Genomic DNA, 22620 nt, shown 5'->3' on the forward strand with positions numbered 1-22620 from the left:
GGAAGCGCGCGGGCCACGGCACGGCCCGCGCGTCGAGGCTGCTAGGCGGCCTGCAGGCCGGCGTCGTCGGCCAGGGCCTGCGCCTTGTCGGTGCGCTCCCACGGCAGGTCCAGATCCTCGCGACCGAAGTGGCCGTAGGCGGCGGTGGGCTGATACATCGGCTGGCGCAGGTCGAGCATGGTCAGAATGCCGTAGGGCCGCAGATCGAAGTGCTGACGGATGAGCTTGGTCATCTTCTCGTCGTCGATCTTGCCGGTGCCGAAGGTCTCGACCCAGATCGAGGTGGGCTCGGCCACGCCGATGGCGTAGGACAGGGCCACCTCGCACTTGGTTGCCAGACCCGCGGCAACCACGTTCTTGGCCACGTAGCGCGCGGCGTAGGCGGCCGAGCGATCGACCTTGGACGGATCCTTGCCCGAGAAGGCGCCGCCGCCGTGGCGGGCCATGCCGCCGTAGGTGTCGACAATGATCTTGCGTCCGGTCAGACCGGCGTCGCCCAGCGGGCCGCCGACCTCGAACAGCCCGGTCGGGTTGATGTGCACGGTCGGATTGTCGGTCAGCATGCTGCCGATCACCGGCTTGATGATCTCCTCGTGCACGGCCTCCTTGAGGTCAGCCTGGGAAATCGCCGGATCGTGCTGGGTGGACAGCACCACCGCGTTGATGTGCTTGGGCTTGCCGTCCTCGTACTCGAAGGTGACCTGGGACTTGGCGTCCGGCCGCAACCAGTCGAGCTTGCCGCTCTTCATCAACTCCGCCTGCTTGCGCACAAGGCGATGGGCGTAGGTGATCGGGGCCGGCATCAGTACGTCGGTTTCGTCACAGGCGTAACCGAACATCAGGCCCTGGTCGCCGGCGCCCTGTTCTTCCGGGGCCTGGCGCTCAACGCCCTGATTGATGTTGGAAGACTGCTGGCCGAGCATGTCCACCACCGCGCAGGTGTCGGCGTCGAAGCCCATGTCGGAGCTGGTGTAGCCGATTTCGCGCACGGTGTCGCGAACGATCTTCTCGACCGGGACGTGCACGCCCTCGGCCGCCTTGATTTCGCCGAAAACCATGACCATGCCGGTCTTGGTGGCGGTTTCGCAGGCGACCTTGGCGTTCGGGTCCTGCGCGAGATAGGCGTCAAGCATCGCGTCGGACACCTGATCGCAGAGTTTGTCAGGGTGGCCGGCAGACACCGACTCCGAGGTAAATAGTGTGCTTCGGCTCATAGCTTAAATGATCCTCCCATCCGGATAAGCGGATGAGTATAACGAATCCAGTAAGTCGCTGCAGTGACAGCGCCACGCAGCGCGTGCATCATCCGGGCACCCGTTTGCGTGTTCCAACCAGAGGAGAGCCGACATGGCGCGTACCGATTCCATGATGATGCCGCTGGGCACCCCGGCACCCGATTTCACCCTGCCGGACACCGTATCCGGGCGCTCCCTGAGCCTGGCGGACGTGGCGGGCGAGAAGGCCACGCTGGTCATGTTCATCTGCAACCACTGCCCCTACGTCATCCACGTCAACGACGAGCTGATACGCCTGGCGCACGATTATCAGCCTCAGGGAGTGGGATTCGTCGCCATTTCATCCAACGATGTCGACAATTATCCGGACGACGCGCCGGACAAGATGACCGAGGTGGCCCGGAGGCTGGGCTATCCGTTTCCCTATCTCTATGACGAGACCCAGGAAGTGGCCGGGGCCTACGATGCGGTCTGCACGCCGGATTTCTTCGCCTTCGACGCGGATCTGAAATGCGCCTACCGCGGCCAGCTGGACGGCTCGCGGCCGAAGAACGGCGAACCGGTCACCGGCGCCGACATGCGGGCTGCGCTGGACGCCATCATCGCCGGTGAAATCATTCCGGACGACGTCCAGGTCCCCAGTCAGGGCTGTAACATCAAGTGGAAGGCGGCCTGACCATCGGTTAGTCCCGCTGCGGCCGGGCGATTGCCCGCCACAGCATCTCGAACAGGGTGTTGGCCTGGTCGGTGAGGGACTCCGGCCGCCCCCGGGCCAGGTTCATCGGGATCAGCCGGAACAGCACGCCGTAGAAGTAGTCGAGCAGGAGCGCCTCGCTGACCTCGTCGGTCAGCAGCCCCTGCCGGCGGCCGTCCGCGAGCACTTCCATGAGCTGGCGCGTCAGCACCCGCTGACGAAAGGTGGCGTCGTTGCGCCAGCTTGCCGGGGTGATCGAGTTGGCCATCATCGCCACCACCGCCGGATGGTGCTCGAAGAAATCCAGTACCACCCAGAACACCTTCCGCAGGCGGTCCTTGTAGGTTTCGATGCCCTGCAGGTGATCGAGCATACGCCGCGCCAACTGGCCTAGCCAGTCATCCAGGCAGGAGTCGAGCAACCCCTGCTTGTTGCCGTAATAGCGGTAGATCGTCTGCAGCGAACAGCGGGCTTCGGCCGCCACGGCGTCCAGCCGTACCTGGTGAAACTCCCGCGAGGCAAACACCCGCAGCGCAGCGGCCTCGATACGGTCGCGTGTGGCCGCATCGAGGCTGTGCCGGTCGCGGATCAGCGCGGTGGGGGATCGCGCGGTACGAGTAGGGGGTGATGTCATGTGTAAACAAGTTTACGGAATTTTTCCCGTGCCGGACAGGTGGAAAAGTTGCTTCAGGCGTGTTGCATTGCACATCGAGTCCTAGTAAGGTCAGAAAAGACATCGTTCCCGATTTTTATTTCGTAAATTCCATTACACCTTCGTCGTTGGGCAGTCCGACGGACGAAGGAGGCCTCACCGTCCCGGAGCGTCATTCCATGGCTCAATCCAAGTCTTCCGCCACCTCGACCCTGACCGGCGTCGGCGGCCGCGTGGCCATTGTCGATGCCCTGCGCACGCCGTTCGCCCGCATCGCCACCCATTTCCGCGACCACAACGTGGTCGACTTGGGCGCGATGGCGGTTGCCGAACTCGCCGCGCGCAATAACCTGGACGCCGACGATATCGATCAGATCGTCTTCGGTCAGACGATTATGGCTGCCGGCACCCAGTTCATCGGACGCGAGGTGGCGCTGGCCTGCGGCATGCCCGATGTCGATGCCTATTCGGTGACACGGGCCTGTGCCACCAGCTTCCAGACCACGGCCAATGCGGCCGAGTCAATCCTGCTGGGCCGGGCCGACGTCGTCGTGGCCGGCGGCGCCGATTCCACGTCGGACGCGCCGATTCCGGTCTCCAAGAAACTGGCCGCGGCACTCCGGGACGCCAATTTCGCGAAGACCATGAGCCAGCGCGTGAAGATTCTGTCCCGCCTGCGTCCGAAGGATCTGCTGCCCACCGCTCCCGCAATTACCGAGTACTCCACCGGTCTGCTCATGGGCGAGTCCGCTGAGCAGATGGCCAAGTCCTGGGGCGTGACCCGGGCCGAGCAGGACGACATCGCCCACGCCTCGCACAGCAATGCGGCCAGGGCCTGGGCGGAAGGGCGCATGGATGATTTCGTGATCAGCGCATTTCTCGATGACGGCAAGGGCGGCGCGACGCCGCTGCGCGAAGACAATCTGGTGCGCACGAATTCGAAGCGCGAGGGCTACGACAAGTTGAAGCCCGTGTTCGACCGGAAGCTGGGCACGGTGACGGCGGCCAATTCCAGTCCGCTGACCGATGGTGGTGCTGCGATGGTGCTGATGAGCGAGAAACGGGCGAAGGCGCTCGGCTATGAGCCGCTGGCCTATATCCGCGGCTACGCCTTCGCCGCCAAGACGCCGGAGTCCGATCTGCTGATGGGGCCGGTCCTGGCGACGCCGTCCGCGCTGGAGCAGGCCGGCGTAGCGCTCAAGGACCTGGACCTGATCGACATGCACGAGGCCTTCGCCGCCCAGATCGCCTGCAACCTGCGCGGGCTGGCTTCGAAGGACTACATCCGCAAATGGACCGGCCGCGACCAGGCGGTGGGCGAGGTGGACACCACCAAACTCAATGTCAACGGGGGCTCCATCGCCTACGGCCATCCGTTCGGCGCGACTGGCGCCCGGGTGATCGGGCAGACCGCCCACGAACTCAAGCGCCGTGGTGGCGGCCTGGCCCTGACCACCGCCTGTGCAGCCGGCGGTATCGGGGCGGCGATGGTGATCGAGTCGGCTTGAAAAGATCTATCCGCAGATTGCGCAGATTTCACAGATTTAAAGCCAAGAAAGTCACGAGGATTTCTTTTTCTTCGAATCTGCGTCATCTGCGAAATCTGCGGATAAAACTCTTCCAAAGGTTCTGGACATGGCAAGCAAGCAATCGACCTTCGACATCGAGCAGCGCGACGACGGCGTGGCCGTGGTGCGCATGGACGTGCCCGGCGAGGCGCATAACGTGCTCAAGGCCGAGTTCGCCGGCGAGTTCGAGGCGCTGTTTGAGCGACTGCGTACCGACACTGCGATCAAGGCCGTGGTGTTCGCCTCCGGCAAGCCCGGTTCGTTCCTGGCCGGGGCGGACATCAAGCTGTTCGACAACGTGGCCACGTCCGAGGAGGTGGTGGCGCTGGCCGAGCAGTGCCAGGGCGCTTTCCACCAGATTGCCGATCTGAAGGTTCCGGTGGTGGCCGCGATCGACGGCGCCTGTCTCGGCGGTGGCCTGGAACTGGCCCTGGCCTGTGATGCCCGCATCGCCGCGGATACCCCCAAAACCCTGCTGGGCCTGCCGGAGGTGATGCTCGGGCTGCTGCCCGCCGGTGGTGGCACCCAGCGCCTGCCGGCCCTTATCGGCATCGCGGCGGCCCTGGATCTGATGCTCACCGGCAGGCAACTGCGCGCCAGCCGGGCGAAGAAGGCCGGGATTCTGGACAAGGTGGTGGCGCCGGAAGCGCTGATCGATGCCGCCGTGGCCCATGCGCTGGAACTTGCCGCGGGCAAACGCGCGAAGGCCGGCCTGTGGGCTGGTGGCGTGGCTGGGCTGCAGGCCCGCGTCACCGGACTGGCGCTGGAGGACAACCCGCTGGGGCGGCGGGTGCTGTTCTCCCAGGCTCGCAAGAAGCTGCGGGCCCAGACCAAGGGCAACTATCCGGCGCCGGAGCGCATCGTGGATGCGATTGAAACCGGTGCGGATCGGGGTTTCGAAGCCGGGTATGCCGCCGAAGCGCGCTTCTTCGGCGAGCTTGTTTTCACCAGCGAATCCCGCGCCCTGCGCCATGTCTACCGCGCCACCGAGGACCTCAAGAAGGCGACCTTCGCGCCGGCGGGCACCGAACCGCGTTGCGTCAACAAGGTGGGTGTACTCGGTGCCGGCCTGATGGGGGCGGGCATTGCCACGGTCACGATTGACAAGGCCGGCCTGCCGGTCCGGCTCAAGGACAAGGACGACGACGGTCTCGCCGCCGGCATCGGTCATCTGCGGGCCCACTACGCCAGGCGGGTCAAGCGCAGGGCGATGTCGCGGTTCGACGCCGATATCGCGCTCAACCGCGTGACCGGCACCACCAGTTATCGCGGTTTCGAAGATTGCGATCTGGTGGTCGAGGCGGTGTTCGAGGACCTGGATCTCAAGCACCGGATGCTGGCGGATGTAGAGGCACACGGCCGCAAGGACACGATTTTCGCCTCCAATACGTCGTCGATTCCCATCACCGATATTGCCGCCGGCGCCAAGCGGCCCGAGAACGTGATCGGCCTGCATTACTTTTCCCCGGTGGAGAAGATGCCGCTGCTGGAGATCATCGCCACCGATCAGACTGCGCCCGAGGTGATTGCCGCCAGCGCGGCCTTCGGCAAGGCCCAGGGCAAGACCGTGATCGTGGTCAACGATGGTCCCGGGTTCTACACCACTCGCATTCTGGCGCCGTTCCTCAACGAGGCCACCCGCATCCTGGCCGAGGGCGTGGGCGTGCAGGCCATCGACAAGGCGCTCACCCGCTACGGTTTTCCGGTTGGCCCGATGACCCTGCTGGACGAGGTGGGCATCGATATCGGCACCAAGGTCGGTCCGATCCTGGAGAAGGCCTTCGGTGAGCGCATGGCGGTACCGGCCGAATCGGCAAGAATGATCGAGGCCGGCTGGCTGGGTCGCAAGGCCGGCAAGGGTTTCTACGACTACGAAGGCAGGAAGAAGGGCGGCAAGCGACCGGTCAACACCGACCTCTACGGGCTGATGGGCGTGTCCGGCGACGCGACGATGGATGCCACCGAGATCGCCGAGCGCTGCACTTTCCTGTTCCTCAATGAGGCTGCCCATTGTCTGGGTGACGGCATTCTGTCCGAGCCCATGCACGGCGACATCGGCGCCATCTTCGGTCTGGGCTTTCCACCATTCACCGGCGGGCCGTCCCGGTTTGCCGACAGGTTGGGTGTGAAGGAGGTCGTCGCCAGGCTGGATGCCTTTGCCGAGCAGCACGGCGCGCGCTTCGAACCCGCGCCGATCCTGCGCGACATGGCCAGGGCCCGGGCCAGGCGCAAGCAGCGTTTTTATCCCTGAAATTACCAACCGCAAAGGACGCAAAAGACGCAAAGGGGCATTCGTTTCAGTCAAGAATCCTTTGCGCACTTCGCGGCCTTTGCGGTTAAACGATAACGACTCATAAGAGAGGTACGCCATGTTCGCCAGACTCATGCACTGGATGCAGGCCAACCAGGTTCTGCCGGCCATTTCCGACACCGAACGCCAGGCCCTGGAGGCCGGCGACGTGTGGATCGACGGCGAATTCTTCGGCGGCAAGCCGGATTTCGACCGCATGCTGGCCGCCAGTTACCACCGCCTGTCCGACGAGGAGCAAGCATTCATGGACGGCCCCGTGGAAGAGCTGCTCAACCGCGCGGATACCTACGCCATCGCTCAGACCCGCGAACTGCCCAAGCCGATCATGGACTTCATGGCGGAAAGCGGCTTCTTCAGCCTGCTGATCCCGAAGGAATTCGGCGGCAAGGGCTTTTCGACGCTCGCGCGTTCGGCGGTGATGGCCAAGGTCACGCCGGTGTCCGGCATCCTGTCGGCCTACGTGGTCATTCCCAACACCTTGGGCGCGGCCGAGCTGCTGATCGACTATGGCACCGATGAACAGAAAGCCCATTACCTGCCGCGACTGGCGAAGGGCGAGTATCTGCCGTGCTTCGGCCTGACCGAGCCCACCGCCGGCTCCGACGCGGCCTCGATCAAGGCGGAAGCCGTGGCCTTCAAGGGTGACGACGGTGGGGTGAAGCTGCGCCTGAACTTCCGCAAGCGCTATATCACGCTGGGCCCGGTGGCCAATCTGATCTCGCTGGCCTGCCGCATCCACGATCCCGACAACCTGCTGGGCAAGGGCGAGGACGCCGGCATCAGCGTGGTGCTGTTGCACACGGGTATGCCCGGTCTGAAAACCGGCGATCGCCACGAGCCCATTGGCGAAGCCTTCCCCAACGGCCCGCTCGAGGGCACGGATGTGGAGGTGCCGGCCGACCAGATCATCGGCGGCGTGGCACGCGCCGGCGACGGCTGGCGCATGCTCATGGAACAGCTCGCCGGCGGGCGCATGGTGTCGCTGCCGGCCACCGCCGTGGGCGGTATTCGCGGCGCCGCGGCCGCGGCCGGCGCCTATTCCATGGTGCGCCAGCAGTTCGGCCTGCAGATCGGCCGCATGGAGGGCGTTGCCGCCCCGATCGGCAAGCTCACCTCGCTGGCCTACATGACCGAGGGCGCTCGGGTGTTCGGCTGCTCGGCCATCGACGACGGCATCCATCCGCCGGTGGTTTCCGGCGTGATGAAGGCCTATACCACGGAACTGGCCCGGGAGGCCGCCACCGACGCCATGGACGTGCTTTCCGGCGCCGGCGTCATGCAGGGGCCGAACAACGTCATCGGTCGCGGCTACTGCTCCACCCCGGTGGCGATCACGGTGGAAGGTGCCAATATCATGACCCGCACCCTGATGGTGTTCGGGCAGGGCGCCACCCGCTGTCATCCGCATGCCCTGAACGTGGTTCAGGCGGTGGAGACCAGCGATGCGAGCGCCTTCCGCCGAAGCCTGATCGGCTGGATGGGGCACTTCCTGAAAGGCGTGGGGCGCACTTGGTGGCGGGGCCTGACCCGCGGCGCCACCGTACGCGTCAAGGGCGCGGCCGGGCCCACCCGCCGCTACTACCGGAAACTCGGCTGGGCGGCGGCCCGCTTCGGCCTGTTCACGGATCTGGCCATGTTCTTCGTCGGCGGCAAACTCAAGGTGAAGGGCAATCTCACCGGCCGTTATGCCGACGTCCTGGCCTGGATGCTGTTGGGCTTCTCGGCGCTGCGCCGGTTTGAAGCCGAGGGTCGCCGTGCCGAGGACCTGCCGCTGGTGCACTACTCCCTGCAACTGGCGCTGGCCCGGATCCAGGCCGGCTTCGAGGGCATCTACGCCAACTTCCCGGGCCCGCTGGGCTCGCTGCTGCGGGTGATCGGCCTTCCGCTTTTGCGCCTGAACAGCCTGGGGCGTCTGCCATCGGATGATCTCGGCAACCAGGCAGCGGTTATCGCCCAGAAATGGGACGCACAGACCGAGCGCCTGCTCGCCGACATCCATCAGCCGGGTTCGGAGAGCCCGGGCCAGGGTCGTCTCATGCATGCGTTCCGGCTGGTCTGTGACGTCGAGCCACTGATCGGCAAGCTCAAGGCAGCCCAGAAGGCCGGCAGCATTCCGGCCGGCGAGCCGGATTCGCTGGTGGCCGAGGCCCGCGCCGCCGGCGTGCTGACCGAGGGCGAAGCTGCCCGCGTCACCGCCGCCCGTGAGGCGCGCCTGGCCGCCATCGAGGTGGACGTGTTCTCACCGGAGGAATTCTTCGCCAACGCGGCGAGCGCGCCTGATCGGGCTCAGCAGGCCGCTGCTTAGAACGAAGAATCTATCCGCAGATTGCGCAGATTACGCAGATAAGGAAAGAGAGAAGGGTTCTTGCTGATCGGAGTCAGTTGGCTTTCCCGGCGCGAGTGTGAAGTGCCCGCACCTCATGCTTTTGACCATTCAATCTGTGAAATCTGCGTAATCTGCGGATAAAGCTCTTAACCGAATGACCGCCAAAGCTGTCCTATGTCCAATCCATTGCTAGAAGGCGTCCGCATACTCGATCTGACCCGGCTGCTGCCGGGTCCGTTCTGTACGCAGTACCTGGCCCAACTCGGGGCCGAGGTGATCAAGATCGAGGATCCGGCCGGCGGCGACTACGCCCGCGAACTGATGCCCGAGTTGTTCGCGGTGGTCAACCGCGGCAAGCACTCGGTGACGCTGGACCTGCGCGAGGCCGACGATGTCGCCGCCTTCAAACAGCTGGTGGCAGGCGCCGACGTGGTGGTGGAGTCGTTCCGGCCTGGCGTCATGGAGCGCCTGGGCTGTGGTTATGAAACGCTCAAGGCGATCAACCCGACGCTGGTATACGCGGCATTGACCGGCTATGGCCAGAATGGGCCCTACCGTGATGCCGCCGGGCATGATCTGAATTATCTGGCCTACGCCGGGGCGCTTGACCAGATCGGTTCGGCCGGTGGCGCGCCGGCCATGGCCAATGTGCAGATCGCCGATCTGGCCGGCGGCGCGTTGACCGCTGCCACCGGCATTCTGGCCGCGCTGCTCGGCGCGAAGGTCAGCGGCGAGGGTACGTTCGTGGACTCGAGCATGCTGGATGGCTCGCTGGCCCTGCAGCCGATCGCCCTGGCCGGTTTGCGTGCGCATGGGCATACCCAGCCCCGCGGTGCCGACATGCTTACGGGGGCATTGCCCAATTACCAGGTCTACAAGTGCCGCGATGGCCGCTATCTGGCGGTGGGGGCGCTGGAACCCAAGTTCTTCGCCCGTCTGCTGGCCGCGCTGGGTGAGCAGGTGCCGCTGCCGAAAACGCTCAAGGCGCTGGCCGGTGGCAAGGCATCAACCGGTCAGCGGTCTCGCAAGCCGCCGACTGCCGATTCCGGGGACCAGAGCAGATCGGGCAGGCCCGGCCTGCGCGACCGGTTCAACGAGGTCCTGGAGGATCCGGCCCGTGCCCGGCGCTGGCTAGCACCGGTGCGCTGGAGCCTCGCCGGGGTATTCCGGTTGCGGCCGCGCGACGCGTGGATTCGGGCCTTGTCGCAGGCAGACGCCTGCGTTGCCCCGGTGCTTACCCTCGAGGAGGCGCTGGCCGACCCGCAGGTGCTGGCCCGGGGCATGGCGGAGCAGGTCGACGGCGGGCCGGGCATTGGTTGCCCGCTGCATTTCGAAGGCAGGCGCCGCGACCCGCTGGCTCCGGCGCCAGGGCTTGGTGACGACAATGACTGGTTGCTGGAGCGCTGATTCCCCGGTCGTGGCCGAGTATCAGCGCATCGCCCACTTCGTGCCCTGGCCGACCAGCCACTGATACTGGCTGGGTAGCAGCCGGGCCATCGCATCGATGGCATGGGCGTCCGGGCCGATCAGCACGCGCCGGGCATCACGCCGTACGCCTTTGAGGATGGTGCGGGCGGCCGACCCCGGCGTGGTAATGAAAAGCTTCTCGAACGCGGCCTTGCCGGCCGCCTCGCTCTTGCCACCGAGCACGCCGTCCATGTTGTCGGCAAAGCGTGCGGCCTGGGCGATGTTGGTCTTGATGCCACCGGGATGCACGCTGGTGGCCGAGATGTTGCCACCGTCCATGTCCAGCTCCTGGCGCAGGGCCTCGGTGAAGCCTCTGACCGCGAACTTGGTGGCGTTGTACGCGCCCTGGCTGGGCACGCCGATGATGCCGAACACGCTGGAAACGTTGACGATGTGGCCTTCCCCGGCCGCCCGCAGATGGGGCAGGAAGGCCTTGGTGCCGTGGACCACGCCCCAGAAGTTGATGTTCATGATCCATTCCAGATCGTCGTAATCGGCACCCTCGATGGTGCTGCCCAGCGCCACCCCGGCGTTGTTGAACACCAGATGCACGGCGCCATGCTCGGCCGCCACCTTGCCGGCCCAGGTGTGCACGGCCTGGCGTTTCGCAACATCAACGACCTGGGTAGTCACTTTGACGGAACTGCTTTCGCTCACCAGTTGCGCGGTCTCGGTCAGGCCCGCCCGGTTCACGTCCGACAGCGCCAGGTGGCAGCCGCGGGCGCTCAGTTCCAGCGCCAGTGCGCGGCCGATGCCCGAGCCCGCACCGGTAATGGCGGCAACCTTGTTCTTGAAGTCCTTCATGTCTTTCTCGTTTTGATGAGGTGCTGGTGGTGTTGGTTTAAGAGGGTTATCCGCAGATTTCGCCGATTAGAAGATTAAGTGAATCCATGTTTCTTGTGCGATGTGCGGCTTCGTCAGGAGCATGGCGCCACAACGACGCGTGACACGGGACCCCGCCAGCCAATCTGCGCCATCTGCGTAATCTGCGGATGGATGATTCTTTCATCACGCCGCGTCCGCGGATTGCGTTTCGACGACCGCAGGCGCCAGATCCTCGGCTCGTAGCAACTCGAAATGCCGGGCCGGAAAGCGCCGCGTGCGCCGCCGGAAGTCCCAGGTGAAACCGGGCCAGAGGGTGACGTTCTTGCCGCTCGCGTCCAGGTACCAGCTCTTGCAGCCGCCGGTGTTCCAGACCGCGTCCTTGGTGTGATCGTGTACCCAGCGATTATAGGCGTCCTGTGACGCGCGCTTGACGTCGACCGCGGCCAGGCCTTCGTAGTCGATGGCCTTGAGCGTGTCCATGACCAGCGCGATCTGGGATTCGATCATGAAAACCATCGAATTGTGGCCCAGCCCGGTGTTCGGTCCCATCAGCAGGAACAGGTTGGGAAAACCCGATACCGTGGTTCCCAGGAATGCCTCGGTGCCGGTCTCGGCGAAGGTTTCGCGCAGGTCGGCACCAGCCCGGCCGGTGATCTTCAGCGGGCCGATCGGATCGGTGGCCGCGAAGCCGGTGCCGTAGATGATGACGTCCACCTCGCGTTCGACGCCGTCGGTGGTCACGATGCTGTGCTCGCGCACCTCGCGGATGCCGTTGGTGACCAGTTCCACGTTGTCGCGGGTCAGCGCCGGGTAGTAGTCGTCGGAGATCAGCACGCGTTTGCAGCCCAGCGTGTAGTCGGGCGTCAGGCGTCGGCGCAGTTCGCGGTCTGGCACCTGCCTGCGCAGATGACTTCGGGCCTGGCGCTCCATCAGCTTCATCAGCCGGGGCTGGACCACGAATGCCAGGGCCCGGGATTCCAGCTGCCAGTAGAGCGCGTTACGCACTGCCAGCTGTGCCGACGGCAGACGCTTGAACAGGGCCTGTTCAAGACGGGTCACCGCCCGGTCGGGTTTGGGGACCACCCAGGGCGGGGTGCGCTGGAACAGGTGCAGTTCCCCGACCTCGGGCGCGATCTGCGGCACGAACTGGATGGCGCTGGCGCCGGTGCCGATCACCGCCACCCGCTTGCCGGTGAGATCGTAATCGTGATCCCACTGCTGGGAATGGAAGCTCACACCCTGGAAGTTCTCGATACCCGGAATCGTCGGATAGCTCGGCCGGGACAGGCCGCCGATGCCGGACACCAGCGATTTCGCCCGCCAGTAGCCGCGGCTGGTACGCACGTGCCAGAAACCGCCGGCCTCGTCCCACTCGGCCGACTCCACCCGGTTGTTGTAGCGGATGTGACCGGTGACCTCGTACTTCTCGGCGCAATGACGCAGATAGGCCCAGATTTCGGCCTGGGGTGCGAACATGCGCGACCAGTTCGGGTTGGGCTCGAACGAGAACGAGTACAGATGCGACTGCACGTCGCAGCCGCAGCCGGGGTAGTGGTTGTCGCGCCAGGTGCCGCCGAGGTCCTCGGCGGCTTCCAGCACCACGAAATCATCGCGCCCCGACTGCTTCAGATTGATGGCCATGCCCAGCCCGGAGAATCCGGTGCCGATCACGGCCACCTCGACGTCGGTGGCGTGGGTGGTCAGGGGAGTCGAGGCCATGGAAATGGTCTCCTGTCTGGTCCGGGCAGGCCCGGAGCCGGCGGCCCGGCGTTTGCCGGGCCGCCGTCGGGGGGAGCCTAGTGGTGGGTGGCCGCGGCGTAGGCGGCGTCGGCTTCCTCGGTCAGCTGGTCGATGCGGGCCAGATGATGGCTGTTGTTCTGCTGCCAGGGGTGGAAGCTGTACTTGAAGTAGGCCAGCCATTCCGGCACCTGGCGGCGCAGCACGCCGGGCTTGCCGAACAGGGTGTTGAGCACCGTGAGATGCCCGCGCCAGCCCTCCTTTTTGCAGGCCGGGCTGGCCTGGGTCATCTGCCAGTAGAAGGTGGCCACCAGCGGCCAGAAGATGGCCGTGGCCAGGACCATGCCGCCGGCGCGGTTAAGGTAGGCGCCGGGGCCCCGGCCGATGGTCTTTTCGTAGACGTCGTAGGCCACGGCCTTGTGCTCGACTTCTTCCAGGGCGTGCCACAGCCACATGCGCTTGTAGTCGTCCTGGGAGCCGTCCATCACCGATTCGTCATCGAGGATGGCGCTGCCCATCAGGGCGGTGAAGTGCTCCAGCGCCACGGTAGCAGTCAGCGGCACGGACTTCGGCGCGTTGTCCTTGATCCAGTCCAGCAGTGACCAGACGAAGGCGTCCAGCTTCTCGGCCGGCAGGCCGGCATCGTCCATCAGCTTGTTGTATTCGATGTGTTCGCGCGAGTGCATGGCCTCCTGGCCGATGAACGCGGTGGCCGCTTTCTTGAGGTCCGGGTCCGGAATCTGATCGCGATAGTCGCGTACCGCGTCGATGAACATGCGCTCGCCGGCCGGGAAGAACAGCGACAGCGTGTTCATGAACTGGGTCAGATGCGCGCCGCGTCCATGCCAGTTATCGATGTGCTCGGCGGGCGGCAGGAAATGCAGGTCACGCCGTTCCGGCATCACGCTGGTGCCGTCCTCGGGGCGGCCGGAATCGCTTACCGTCGGAGCGGCCTTGGTCTGGCCGTTGGTGGACTTGCGGGTTGCTTCACTCATGGTCTTTCTCCTGAGTTGTCAGCCGGTTGAGGCTTACGCCGCGCTGCGGCAGTGGTCGATCCGCGCCGCGCGGGCAGGCACACCACCTGCCTCGCACTGCGCCGAGAATTCGTGAATCTGTCGGGCCAGCCACATGGGCTGCGACAGGGGAAGCCAGTGGCCGGCGTTGATCTCCACCCGCCGCAGGCGTTCGCACCAGGGGGTCGCGCTGGCGGCCATGGCCGGGCTGACGAACGGGTCTGTGGTGGGGATGATCAGCTGCACCGGCACCTGCGCCAATCGCTGCCGCGGGTGTCGCAACCGCGGTAGCACGTTGGCCCGGTACAGGGCCGTGCCATGCACGCCGTTGGCGGTCTGGTTCGGGTCGCTGTCGGGCCGGATGCCCTCCGACCGCGCCAGCAGATGCGGCCAGACGCGGCCCATGCCGGCTCGCCAGGCCAGGCCGGGCAGCAGCGGCAGATGGAAAGCACCCACGTACCAGGACTTGAGCAGTTGCCCGATGGCGCGTGGCTGCAGGCCCTGCCGGCGCAGCCAGTCGCCGATATGGTCGAGGCAGGGGCCGGAAACGCTGGTGAACGAGCTCAGCCGATCGGCCATGGCCGGGTCGGTGGCGACCTCCCAGGCCTGGATGGCGCCCCAATCGTGGCCCACCAGATGCACCGGCCGGCCCGGGGACACGTGATCGATGACATCGACCAGGTCGGCCGCCAGGCGGTCGAGGCGATAGTCGCTGTCCCGCGTCGGGCGGAACGAGTCACCAGCCCCGCGCACATCGAAGGTCACCACCCGCATGCGCGGCATCAGGTTGGCCGCGATGTGCCGCCATACCCGACGGCTGTCGGGATAGCCATGCACCAGAACCACGGTGGCGGCCGTCTCGGGGCCGCGCACATCCACAGCCAGCCAACCCCCATCGCGGGTGGGCACGCGCTGCGTTTTGCCGTTGCCTGTCGTGTTGCTGCCAGTTGCCATGTCTGTGACACCATTAAACGTACCATTGGACGATGTCACATAAATATTCTACATGTCAACTTTCCTGATAAATCATTGTTTGTGAAAGTAATGTAAATGGTGCATCGCCGCATTTTAAAGGCAAAAAATCCCTCATTGATGGTAAGCGCGGCATGGCAGGAAATAGGCGAAAGCGGCGCACTGAAGTCCGCCTTACAAAGCGGCGCACTGGCGAGGGCCGGCTTTAGCGGGGCTATCGATAACGCCGAATTGCGCTACCGAGCGGTGTCGATTTCCTGCAGATGGTCCAGCACTTGGGCCAGGCGGTCGCCCAGGAAGCGGTCTGCCGCCTTCTCCATCGCCCGGGCAACTTCCGGCAGGACTGCCATTTCCACCAGCGGACGCAGGCGCCAGATCATGTCGGAGAGTTCCGGCAGATCCTTGGTGGGGGGCAGGTCCTCGCCGTACCGGTCGAATACGTGATGGGCGATCAACTTGACCATCTCCTCGGCAGCTTCCTCGACATTGCGGCGCAGGTACGCCACCACGTCCAGCATATCCGTCAGTGGGATGCCGATATCCACCAGCTCCTTGCCGGCGTGAAGCATGCGCGGGCTGGGCACGCGGTAATACATGCCCTCGGGCTGCAGGATGCCCAGTTCCACCGCTTTCTTGAGGCCGCGGCCGGAAAACGCCTTGCCGAAACGCTGCACCAGCTGGGGCATCGTCAGGTAGTCCGGCACCTCGTCGGACCAGGGACTGGCCACGGCGGTTTCCAGCCCCAGGATTTCCGCGATATCACGGCCCTGTTCCCAGCTGGCAATCAGCTCGTCGATGTTGGACAGGGTGTAACCGCGCTCCAGCAGCCGGGCAATAATGCGCAGCCGTGACAGATGATCATCGTTGTACACCCCCCGCCGGCCGCGGCGCATGGGTGGCGGCAGCAGCCCACGATCCTGATAGGCGCGGATGTTGCGCACGGTCATGCCGGATGTGCGGGCGAGCTCGTCGATGCTGAATTCGCCGGGTTTCTTGCTGGAGCCGCGTTTCTGCGCCATGGCGTCTCGGTGTGGAACGGGACGGAATTCTCCGGAGGATTATACGCATCGCCAACAAAAAGGCCCCGCGCCTGGCGGGGCCCTTGGGAGTCTCTCCTTGGAGATGCTTCAGGTCATGGCGGAACCCGACGAGTCGGCACTGGTGGCGATGTCGCCATTGATGCCGTCGGGGAAGAACCCGCCAGAGGAAACAGGTTCGGGGTTGAGGTACACGATGTTGAGCACCTGACCCGGGCTGCGGCTGAAGGCCAGGCCGTTGGCGTCTAGCGGCACGATGTTGGATGCGGAGACGGTCTGTCCGTTGAGGGTGACGTCCATCGGTGAGATGCCCTGATCGAGATCGGTGTCGCCGTCCAGGCTGTCACGGGCGTTGGAGATTGCATCCGCGCCGTCGAAAGCGCCCCGCGAGAACAGCACACCCCGCACCAGGCCAGCATGGTAGGCCTCGGCGGCGAGCAGGCCGGCGGCAGCCTCGATGATATCGGTGCTGGCAAATGGCGAAGCGCCCTTGTACGCGCTTACACCGACATCCTCGAAGATATAGGCGGCGAGCAGGAAGTTGTCCTCACTGGCGTACGGGTCGAATATCTCGCCTTCATTAATCAGCCCGGCGGCCTGGGCGGCAACGGTGAAGGCATCCTGGATGTTGATCCGTGGCCGGGGAACGGCAGCATCGCCCAGGGCCGTACGCAGGAAGCGGACATGGTCGCGCTCGTCGGCGGCGATTTCGTTGGCGTAGCGCTGGATGATGCCGGTGCCACCATTGGTGAAGGTGTCCACGCGGCGTCCGCCCTGGACCATGCCGGGGTTGTCGCCGACCAGGTTGGCGGGCAGATTCTCGCCAATGGCAGCCTGCAGGTAGAACTCGGCTTCCAGGTACTCCAGATTCAGCGCGAAGTTGAGAATCTGCAGATCGTTCGGCCCCTCATCCTGCTGCGCCACGGCACCGTTGGAGTTGCCGCCGCAGGCGCCAAGCATGAAGCTGCCGAAGAAGCCCATGCCCAGTCCGGCGCTGTTCTGCAAGAAACGTCGACGGTTGGCGGTGTACTTCGTCACCATCTCGTTGAGTTTTTCGTCTCTGTCCACTTCTCGGGTCATCCGTCTTCTCCTGAGCCTGAAATGACGGCGTTGTGCCGCCATGAATGGAAAACGCCCGGTGCGGGGCACCGGGCGCAGTGAAACTCTTCGGCGGGAGATGGCAGATATCGGCAAGCGCCGCCGGCGGGCCGCGACGGCGCGCGCTGGCGGATGGCGTTGCGATGGGTGGCTGGTCCTGCCTCATGTCTCCCCCCTTTGGAACGGTCTATGTTTGACCTCCAATTGTTGGTACGTGGGCAGGTGAGTAACCGGATGCAGCGAGAGTTGCCTGGCGACAGTCCGGGTAATACATAAGCCAAAAAAATGCCCGGCCGCAGGGGCCGGGCAAACGAGTTTCGCGAGATGGTCGCGAGGGGGTCGGTCAGAGCGCGATCTCGCCGTCGTCTTCACGCGAGATCACGACCGTGGCGGACCGCGGGCGGGCACTGCCGCCGTCCGGCCAGTTGCCGCCCGGATGCTGGATGTTGACGAACATCGTGCGGTAGTCGGGGGTCATTTCCACCCCCGTCACCTCGCAACCTACCGGGCCGACGAAGAAGCGCTTGAGGCTTGCCTGGGTGTCCGGGTTAACGGTGCGGTCACCCGCGAGCTGTGCCGGAACCACGGCCAGCATCTGATCGTTGGTATCCGAGTCCAGCGGTGCACCGTTGTCGGTCTGCACCCACAGCACGCCGCGCCGGTCGAACCACAGGCCGTCCGGGCCGCCGAATTCGTTATCCAGCGTCAGACCGGAGATGTTGAAGCTAGGATCGGCGTTGGCGTTGGAACCGAACACGAAGATGTCCCAGACGAAACCGGTGGCGGCCGGGTTGTCGTCGTTCTCGGCAAGCCGGATGACATGGCCGTGGGTGTTGGGGCCGCGCGGGTTGGCGGCATCGGTATCGTCGGGGCCGCGGTTGGTGTTGTTGGTCAGCGTGAAGTAGATCTCGCCGGTGTTGGGGTCGGTGGTGGACCACTCCGGCCGGTCCATCGGCGTGGCGCCAAGCACATCGGCCGCCGTACGGGTGTTGACCAGCACATCCGCCTGGCTGGTGAAATCATTGGCCAGGGCCGGGTTGTTGTCGTAGTCCAGCGTCAGCCACTCGCCGCTGCCGTCGGCACTCAGGCGGGCCACGTAGAGCGTGCCGTTGTCCAGCATGTTGGGGTTCGGCTGGGTGGGATCCCAGGCTTCGGCGGTGACGAACTTGTATATGTATTCGCCGCGGGCATCGTCACCCATGTAGAAAGCGATGGGGCGGCCATCAACGATGCGGCCCGGCTCGGCGCCTTCATGGCGAAAGCGTCCCATGGCGGTACGCTTGACCGGTGCGGCCGCCGGATTGAACGGGTCGATTTCCACCAGCCAACCGAAGGTGTTGGCCTCGTTGCGATAATCGCTGGCGGCCTCCGGGCCGCTGGGTGTGGTGTCGAAGCGGGCGAATTCGCCATTCACTTCCGTCGGGTCGCCCGCCACATTGCTCCAGAGGTAACCGAATCCCGTATCGGTCAAACCGTACCGAGCCTTCTCGCGCGGCGGATTCGCTTCAGTGGTGATGAAGTAGCCCTGAATGTTCTCTTCGCAGGTGAGGTAGGTGCCCCAGGGGGTGAAGCCGCGGCCGCAGTTGTTGACCGTGCCGCGGGTGGTCATGCCCGAATTGTCGTAGGCGGTGACCATGAACTCGCTGCCGGCCGCCGGGCCGGATAGCATCATCGGCGTGGCGGCGGTAATGCGGCGATTGAAACCGCCCTGGATCACGCCCCAGTTGCGGTCGGTGCCCTGGGCGATTTCCACTACGCTTACACCGTGCGCGTTGATGTCCTTGCGGACCTCGTCGGCGTCGGTGGGCGCGCCGTTCATGTCCGTCGCACGGCCGTCGCCGGCAAATAGCGTGGGATTGGTGTATTCGTGGTTGATGACCAGCAGGCCGCGGGTGGAACTGCCCGAGCCTTCCGGCAGCGGGAAGAAGGTCATGCCGTCATGGTTCGCGCCGATCTGCTGCGCCTGTTCGGCGGCTGTATTGGTGCCGTCGCCGGCATAGGCCGGGAAGCTGCCGGTGATCGGCGTTCCCCAGGGAATGAGTGCCTGCATCCGGTAGCCGTCCGGAATCGACACCGCGTCGGCGCTGGAGCCGGCGATCGAGTTGAAGGACAGGCCCGGCGTTGCGGTGTTGCCACCGCCGTTCGAGTCGCCACCACAGGCGGACAGGCCCGCACCGGCGAAGATGGTGGTGGCCGCCAGGCCGAGACCGCCGCGCAGCGTATCGCGGCGTGACACACGGGCTTCCAGGATCTGGCTGAAGTGCTCGCTGCGGCTGTTGGACAGCGAGCCCTCCATTTCCTTGATGGTGTCCGGGTCGAGAATGGGCGGGCGGTTGCGGGTCATGGTTGGCACCTCTTGCTTGCATTGGCTGGCTTGAGTTGCCATCCAAGCTAGTCAATCAACATGACTGCAACGTTGAGGTTTGCTGACATCCGCGTGACAGATGCGTCCGCCGCGGCATTCGCAATGCGCTACCGCCGGGGTTAGGCGCCGCTATTAAATAAAAGAAAACTTATTAAGAAGATATCAAGTATTAATAGAGCTAATGTTGCCGGGGGGTGAGGATTCGTAGAAAATGGCCGGCCTTTACGCCAGCGGGCACAGGGTAACCATGACCAAACGACGAGAACTCGCGGACGCCATCCGGATTCTGGCGATGGACGCGGTCCAGGCCGCCAACTCCGGTCATCCCGGCATGCCGATGGGTATGGCCGATATCGCCGAAGTTCTCTGGAACGATTTCATGCGGTTCAACCCGGCCAATCCGGACTGGCCCGACCGGGACCGCTTCGTGGTGTCCAATGGCCACGGCTGCATGTTGCAGTATGCGCTGCTGCATCTGAGTGGTTACGACCTGCCGCTGGAGGAGATCAAGAACTTCCGTCAACTGCACTCGAAGACCCCGGGGCATCCCGAATACGGCATTACCCCCGGGGTGGAAACCACCACCGGCCCGTTGGGGCAGGGCCTGGCCGCAGCCGTGGGCATGGCGCTGGCCGAAGCGCGCCTGGCTGCGGAGTTCAACCGCGACGGACTTGATCTGGTCAATCACTGGACCTACTGCTTCGCCGGCGACGGCTGCCTGATGGAAGGTATCTCGCATGAGGTCTGTTCGCTTGCCGGGCACCTTGGCCTGGGCAAGCTGGTGGTGTTCTACGATGACAATGGCATCTCGATCGACGGCGAAACCGCGGGCTGGTTCACCGACGACACGCCCAAGCGGTTCGAATCCTACGGCTGGCAGGTGGTTCGCAATGTCGACGGCCACGACGCCGAGGAAGTCAAGACCGCGATCGAAACTGCCCGCAAGAACACCGATCAGCCCACGCTGATCTGCTGCAAGACCGTGATCGGCTGGGGGTCGCCCAACATGCAGGGCACCGCCGGCGTGCACGGCGCGGCGCTGGGTGACGAGGAAGTGGCCCGGGTGCGTGAGAAGCTGGGTTGGCCCGACGAAACCCGGTTCGCCATTCCCGATGCGATCTACCAGGCCTGGGACAAGCGCGCCAGGGGGGCGGAGCTGGAACAGGCCTGGCGCGCGCTGCACGAACAGTACAAGGCCGCCAACCTGCAGGCCGCCACCGATTTCGATCGCCGGATGGCCGGCGAACTGCCGGCCGACTGGGCAAGTGTGGCCGACGAGTTTATCGCCGCGACCCAGGCCGGCGGCAAGGACGACGCCACCCGCAAGGCCTCCAAGGCGACCATCGGTGCATTTGCGGCCCACCTGCCGGAACTGCTGGGCGGCTCGGCCGACCTGTCCGGCTCGAACGGCACCGACTGGAGCGGCCACCAGCCGATCAAGGTCGGCGACTTCAGCGGCAATTACCTCTACTACGGCGTGCGCGAATTCGGCATGACCGCCATGGCCAACGGCCTGTCGCTGCACGGCGGCATCATTCCCTTCTGCGCCACGTTCCTGACCTTTTCCGATTACGCCCGCAATGCCGTTCGCCTGGCCGCGTTGATGGGCATCCGCAACGTGCTGGTCTACACCCACGACTCCATCGGCCTGGGCGAGGACGGGCCAACGCATCAGTCGGTGGAGCACGTGGCCAGCCTGCGGCTAATTCCGAATCTGGAGGTGTGGCGGCCCTGCGACGACGTCGAAACCGCGGTGGCCTGGCGGCGCGGCCTGGAGCGCCGCGACGGCCCGGTGGCGCTGGCGCTGACCCGGCAGGGCGTCCCCCATGAGACCCGCAGCGATGCGCAGGTGGCGGCGATTGCCCGCGGCGGCTATGTGCTGCTCGAGCCGGACAGCGACCCGGAAGCCATCGTGATTGCCACCGGCTCGGAAGTGGGCCTGGCGATGGCGGGCGCCCGGGTCCTGGCCGAGGAAGGCCACGCCGTGCGTGTGGTATCCATGCCCTGCGTGGAACGCTTCGACGCCCAGGATCAGGCCTATCGCGAGTCGGTGCTGCCGCCGGGCGTGACCCGTCGATTAGCGGTCGAGGCCGGGGTGACCGATAACTGGCACCGCTTCGTGGGCAACGCCGGCCGGGTCATGGGGGTGGATACCTATGGCGAATCCGCACCCGGCCCCGTGGTTTACGAGCATTTCGGCCTGACCGAGGCCGGCGTGGCGAGCACGTTGCGCGAACTTTTCTAAAACAACAGGCGCGGGTGGTCCCGCGCCGGTACAGGACTCAAGGAGAGACAACGGCATGGCAGTGAAAGTTGGTATCAACGGCTACGGACGAATCGGCCGCAACGTGTTGCGCGCGCTCTATGAAGCGGGCCGCACCGACGAAATCGAGATCGTGGCGATCAACGATCTGGGCGACGCGGAAACCAATGCCCATTTAACCAAGTACGACACTGCCCACGGCCCGTTCCCGGGCACCGTATCGGTGGAAGGTGACAACCTCGTGGTCAACGGCGACCGTATCAAGGTGCTGGCCGAACGCGATCCGTCCAAGCTGCCCTGGGGGGAACTCGGCGTGGATGTGGTTCTGGAATGCACCGGCCTGTTCGCTAATCGCGCCAAGTGTCAGCCGCATCTCGCGGCCGGCGCCAAGAAGGTCGTGATTTCGGCGCCCGCCGGCAATGATCTGCCCACGATCGTCTACGGGGTGAATCACGACAGCCTCACCGCCGATGACGACATCATTTCCAATGCCTCCTGCACCACCAACTGCCTGGCTCCGCTGGTCAAGCCGCTGCAGGACAGCATCGGCATCGTGCACGGGCTGATGAACACCATTCACTCGTACACCAATGACCAGGTGCTTACCGACGTGTATCACTCGGACCTGCGCCGGGCCCGCTCGGCCACCCAGAGCATGATTCCGACCAAGACCGGTGCGGCCGCCGCGGTGGGCCTGGTGATGCCGGAACTCAACGGCAAGCTGGACGGTTTCGCCGTGCGGGTGCCAACCATCAACGTGTCGATGGTGGACCTGACCTTCACCGCCGCCCGCGACACCAGCGTCGACGAGGTGAATCAGGTACTCAAGTCGGCCTCGGAAGGCGCGCTCAAGGGCATCCTGAATTACAGCGAGGCGCCGCTGGTGTCCCAGGATTTCAACCATGATCCGGCCTCGTCCACGGTCGACGCACCGCTGACCAAGGTGATCGACGGCCGTCTGGTCAAGGTGCTGGCCTGGTACGACAACGAGTGGGGTTTCTCCAACCGCATGCTGGACACCACGCTGGCGCTGATGCGCGCCTGAACGCACGCGGGG

The 22620-nt window shown here is 65.0% G+C and carries 16 protein-coding genes; 7 read left to right on the forward strand and 9 right to left on the reverse strand.

Translation table 11 applies throughout. The features are described 5' to 3' along the window. Nucleotides 1-41: 41 nt before the first annotated feature. A complete protein-coding gene (gene metK, locus RM532_RS02865) occupies nt 42-1214 on the reverse strand; it encodes a methionine adenosyltransferase (RefSeq protein WP_311651622.1) in 1173 nt (390 codons plus the stop codon). Between the two features lie 133 nt (nt 1215-1347). Between metK and RM532_RS02870 the strand changes: the two genes are divergently transcribed. Then, a complete protein-coding gene (locus tag RM532_RS02870) occupies nt 1348-1911 on the forward strand; it encodes a thioredoxin family protein (protein WP_311651623.1) in 564 nt (187 codons plus the stop codon). A 7-nt stretch (nt 1912-1918) separates the two neighbouring features. Here RM532_RS02870 and RM532_RS02875 read toward each other — a convergent pair whose 3' ends face one another. Further along, on the reverse strand, nt 1919-2563 hold the full coding sequence (locus RM532_RS02875) for a TetR/AcrR family transcriptional regulator (RefSeq protein ID WP_311651624.1): 645 nt from the start codon (nt 2561-2563) through the stop codon (nt 1919-1921). 197 nt (nt 2564-2760) lie between these two features. Between RM532_RS02875 and fadI the strand changes: the two genes are divergently transcribed. The 4 genes from fadI to RM532_RS02895 all read left to right on the forward strand — a co-directional run bounded on the left by fadI (nt 2761) and on the right by RM532_RS02895 (nt 10193). Continuing rightward, a complete protein-coding gene (gene fadI / locus RM532_RS02880) occupies nt 2761-4089 on the forward strand; it encodes an acetyl-CoA C-acyltransferase FadI (RefSeq protein WP_311651625.1) in 1329 nt (442 codons plus the stop codon). 127 nt (nt 4090-4216) lie between these two features. After that, on the forward strand, nt 4217-6400 hold the full coding sequence (fadJ, locus tag RM532_RS02885) for a fatty acid oxidation complex subunit alpha FadJ (protein ID WP_311651626.1): 2184 nt from the start codon (nt 4217-4219) through the stop codon (nt 6398-6400). A gap of 118 nt (nt 6401-6518) precedes the next feature. Next, nucleotides 6519-8765: an acyl-CoA dehydrogenase gene (locus tag RM532_RS02890; protein ID WP_311651627.1), complete on the forward strand. Its 2247-nt coding sequence runs from the start codon at nt 6519-6521 to the stop codon at nt 8763-8765. Nucleotides 8766-8960: 195 nt separating this feature from the next. Then, nucleotides 8961-10193, forward strand: coding sequence for a CaiB/BaiF CoA transferase family protein (locus tag RM532_RS02895; RefSeq protein WP_311651628.1), 1233 nt, complete (start codon nt 8961-8963; stop codon nt 10191-10193). Nucleotides 10194-10214: 21 nt separating this feature from the next. Here RM532_RS02895 and RM532_RS02900 read toward each other — a convergent pair whose 3' ends face one another. The 7 genes from RM532_RS02900 to RM532_RS02930 all read right to left on the reverse strand — a co-directional run bounded on the left by RM532_RS02900 (nt 10215) and on the right by RM532_RS02930 (nt 19231). Further along, nucleotides 10215-11057 carry an SDR family NAD(P)-dependent oxidoreductase gene (locus RM532_RS02900; protein ID WP_311651629.1) on the reverse strand — a complete coding sequence of 281 codons (843 nt, stop codon included), beginning with the start codon at nt 11055-11057 and terminating at the stop codon, nt 10215-10217. Between the two features lie 204 nt (nt 11058-11261). Beyond that, nucleotides 11262-12797 carry a flavin-containing monooxygenase gene (locus RM532_RS02905; RefSeq protein WP_311651630.1) on the reverse strand — a complete coding sequence of 512 codons (1536 nt, stop codon included), beginning with the start codon at nt 12795-12797 and terminating at the stop codon, nt 11262-11264. 77 nt (nt 12798-12874) lie between these two features. Continuing rightward, nucleotides 12875-13810, reverse strand: coding sequence for a metal-dependent hydrolase (locus RM532_RS02910; RefSeq protein ID WP_311651631.1), 936 nt, complete (start codon nt 13808-13810; stop codon nt 12875-12877). A 33-nt stretch (nt 13811-13843) separates the two neighbouring features. Next, nucleotides 13844-14782, reverse strand: coding sequence for an alpha/beta fold hydrolase (locus tag RM532_RS02915; protein WP_311651632.1), 939 nt, complete (start codon nt 14780-14782; stop codon nt 13844-13846). Between the two features lie 254 nt (nt 14783-15036). After that, nucleotides 15037-15819: a MerR family transcriptional regulator gene (locus RM532_RS02920; protein WP_311651633.1), complete on the reverse strand. Its 783-nt coding sequence runs from the start codon at nt 15817-15819 to the stop codon at nt 15037-15039. A gap of 108 nt (nt 15820-15927) precedes the next feature. Then, a complete protein-coding gene (locus tag RM532_RS02925) occupies nt 15928-16917 on the reverse strand; it encodes a ferritin-like domain-containing protein (RefSeq protein ID WP_311651634.1) in 990 nt (329 codons plus the stop codon). 361 nt (nt 16918-17278) lie between these two features. Further along, nucleotides 17279-19231, reverse strand: a complete 1953-nt coding sequence (locus RM532_RS02930; RefSeq protein WP_349255255.1) for a PhoX family protein — start codon at nt 19229-19231, stop codon at nt 17279-17281. 316 nt (nt 19232-19547) lie between these two features. Between RM532_RS02930 and tkt the strand changes: the two genes are divergently transcribed. Both tkt and gap read left to right on the forward strand, forming a co-directional pair. Continuing rightward, nucleotides 19548-21545 carry a transketolase gene (gene tkt / locus RM532_RS02935; protein ID WP_311651636.1) on the forward strand — a complete coding sequence of 666 codons (1998 nt, stop codon included), beginning with the start codon at nt 19548-19550 and terminating at the stop codon, nt 21543-21545. A 55-nt stretch (nt 21546-21600) separates the two neighbouring features. After that, a complete protein-coding gene (gap, locus tag RM532_RS02940; protein ID WP_311651637.1) occupies nt 21601-22608 on the forward strand; it encodes a type I glyceraldehyde-3-phosphate dehydrogenase in 1008 nt (335 codons plus the stop codon). The last annotated feature ends 12 nt before the right edge of the window (nt 22609-22620 follow it).

Source organism: Spectribacter hydrogenoxidans (assembly GCF_031846275.1).
Lineage (GTDB): Bacteria > Pseudomonadota > Gammaproteobacteria > Nevskiales > Salinisphaeraceae > Spectribacter > Spectribacter hydrogenoxidans.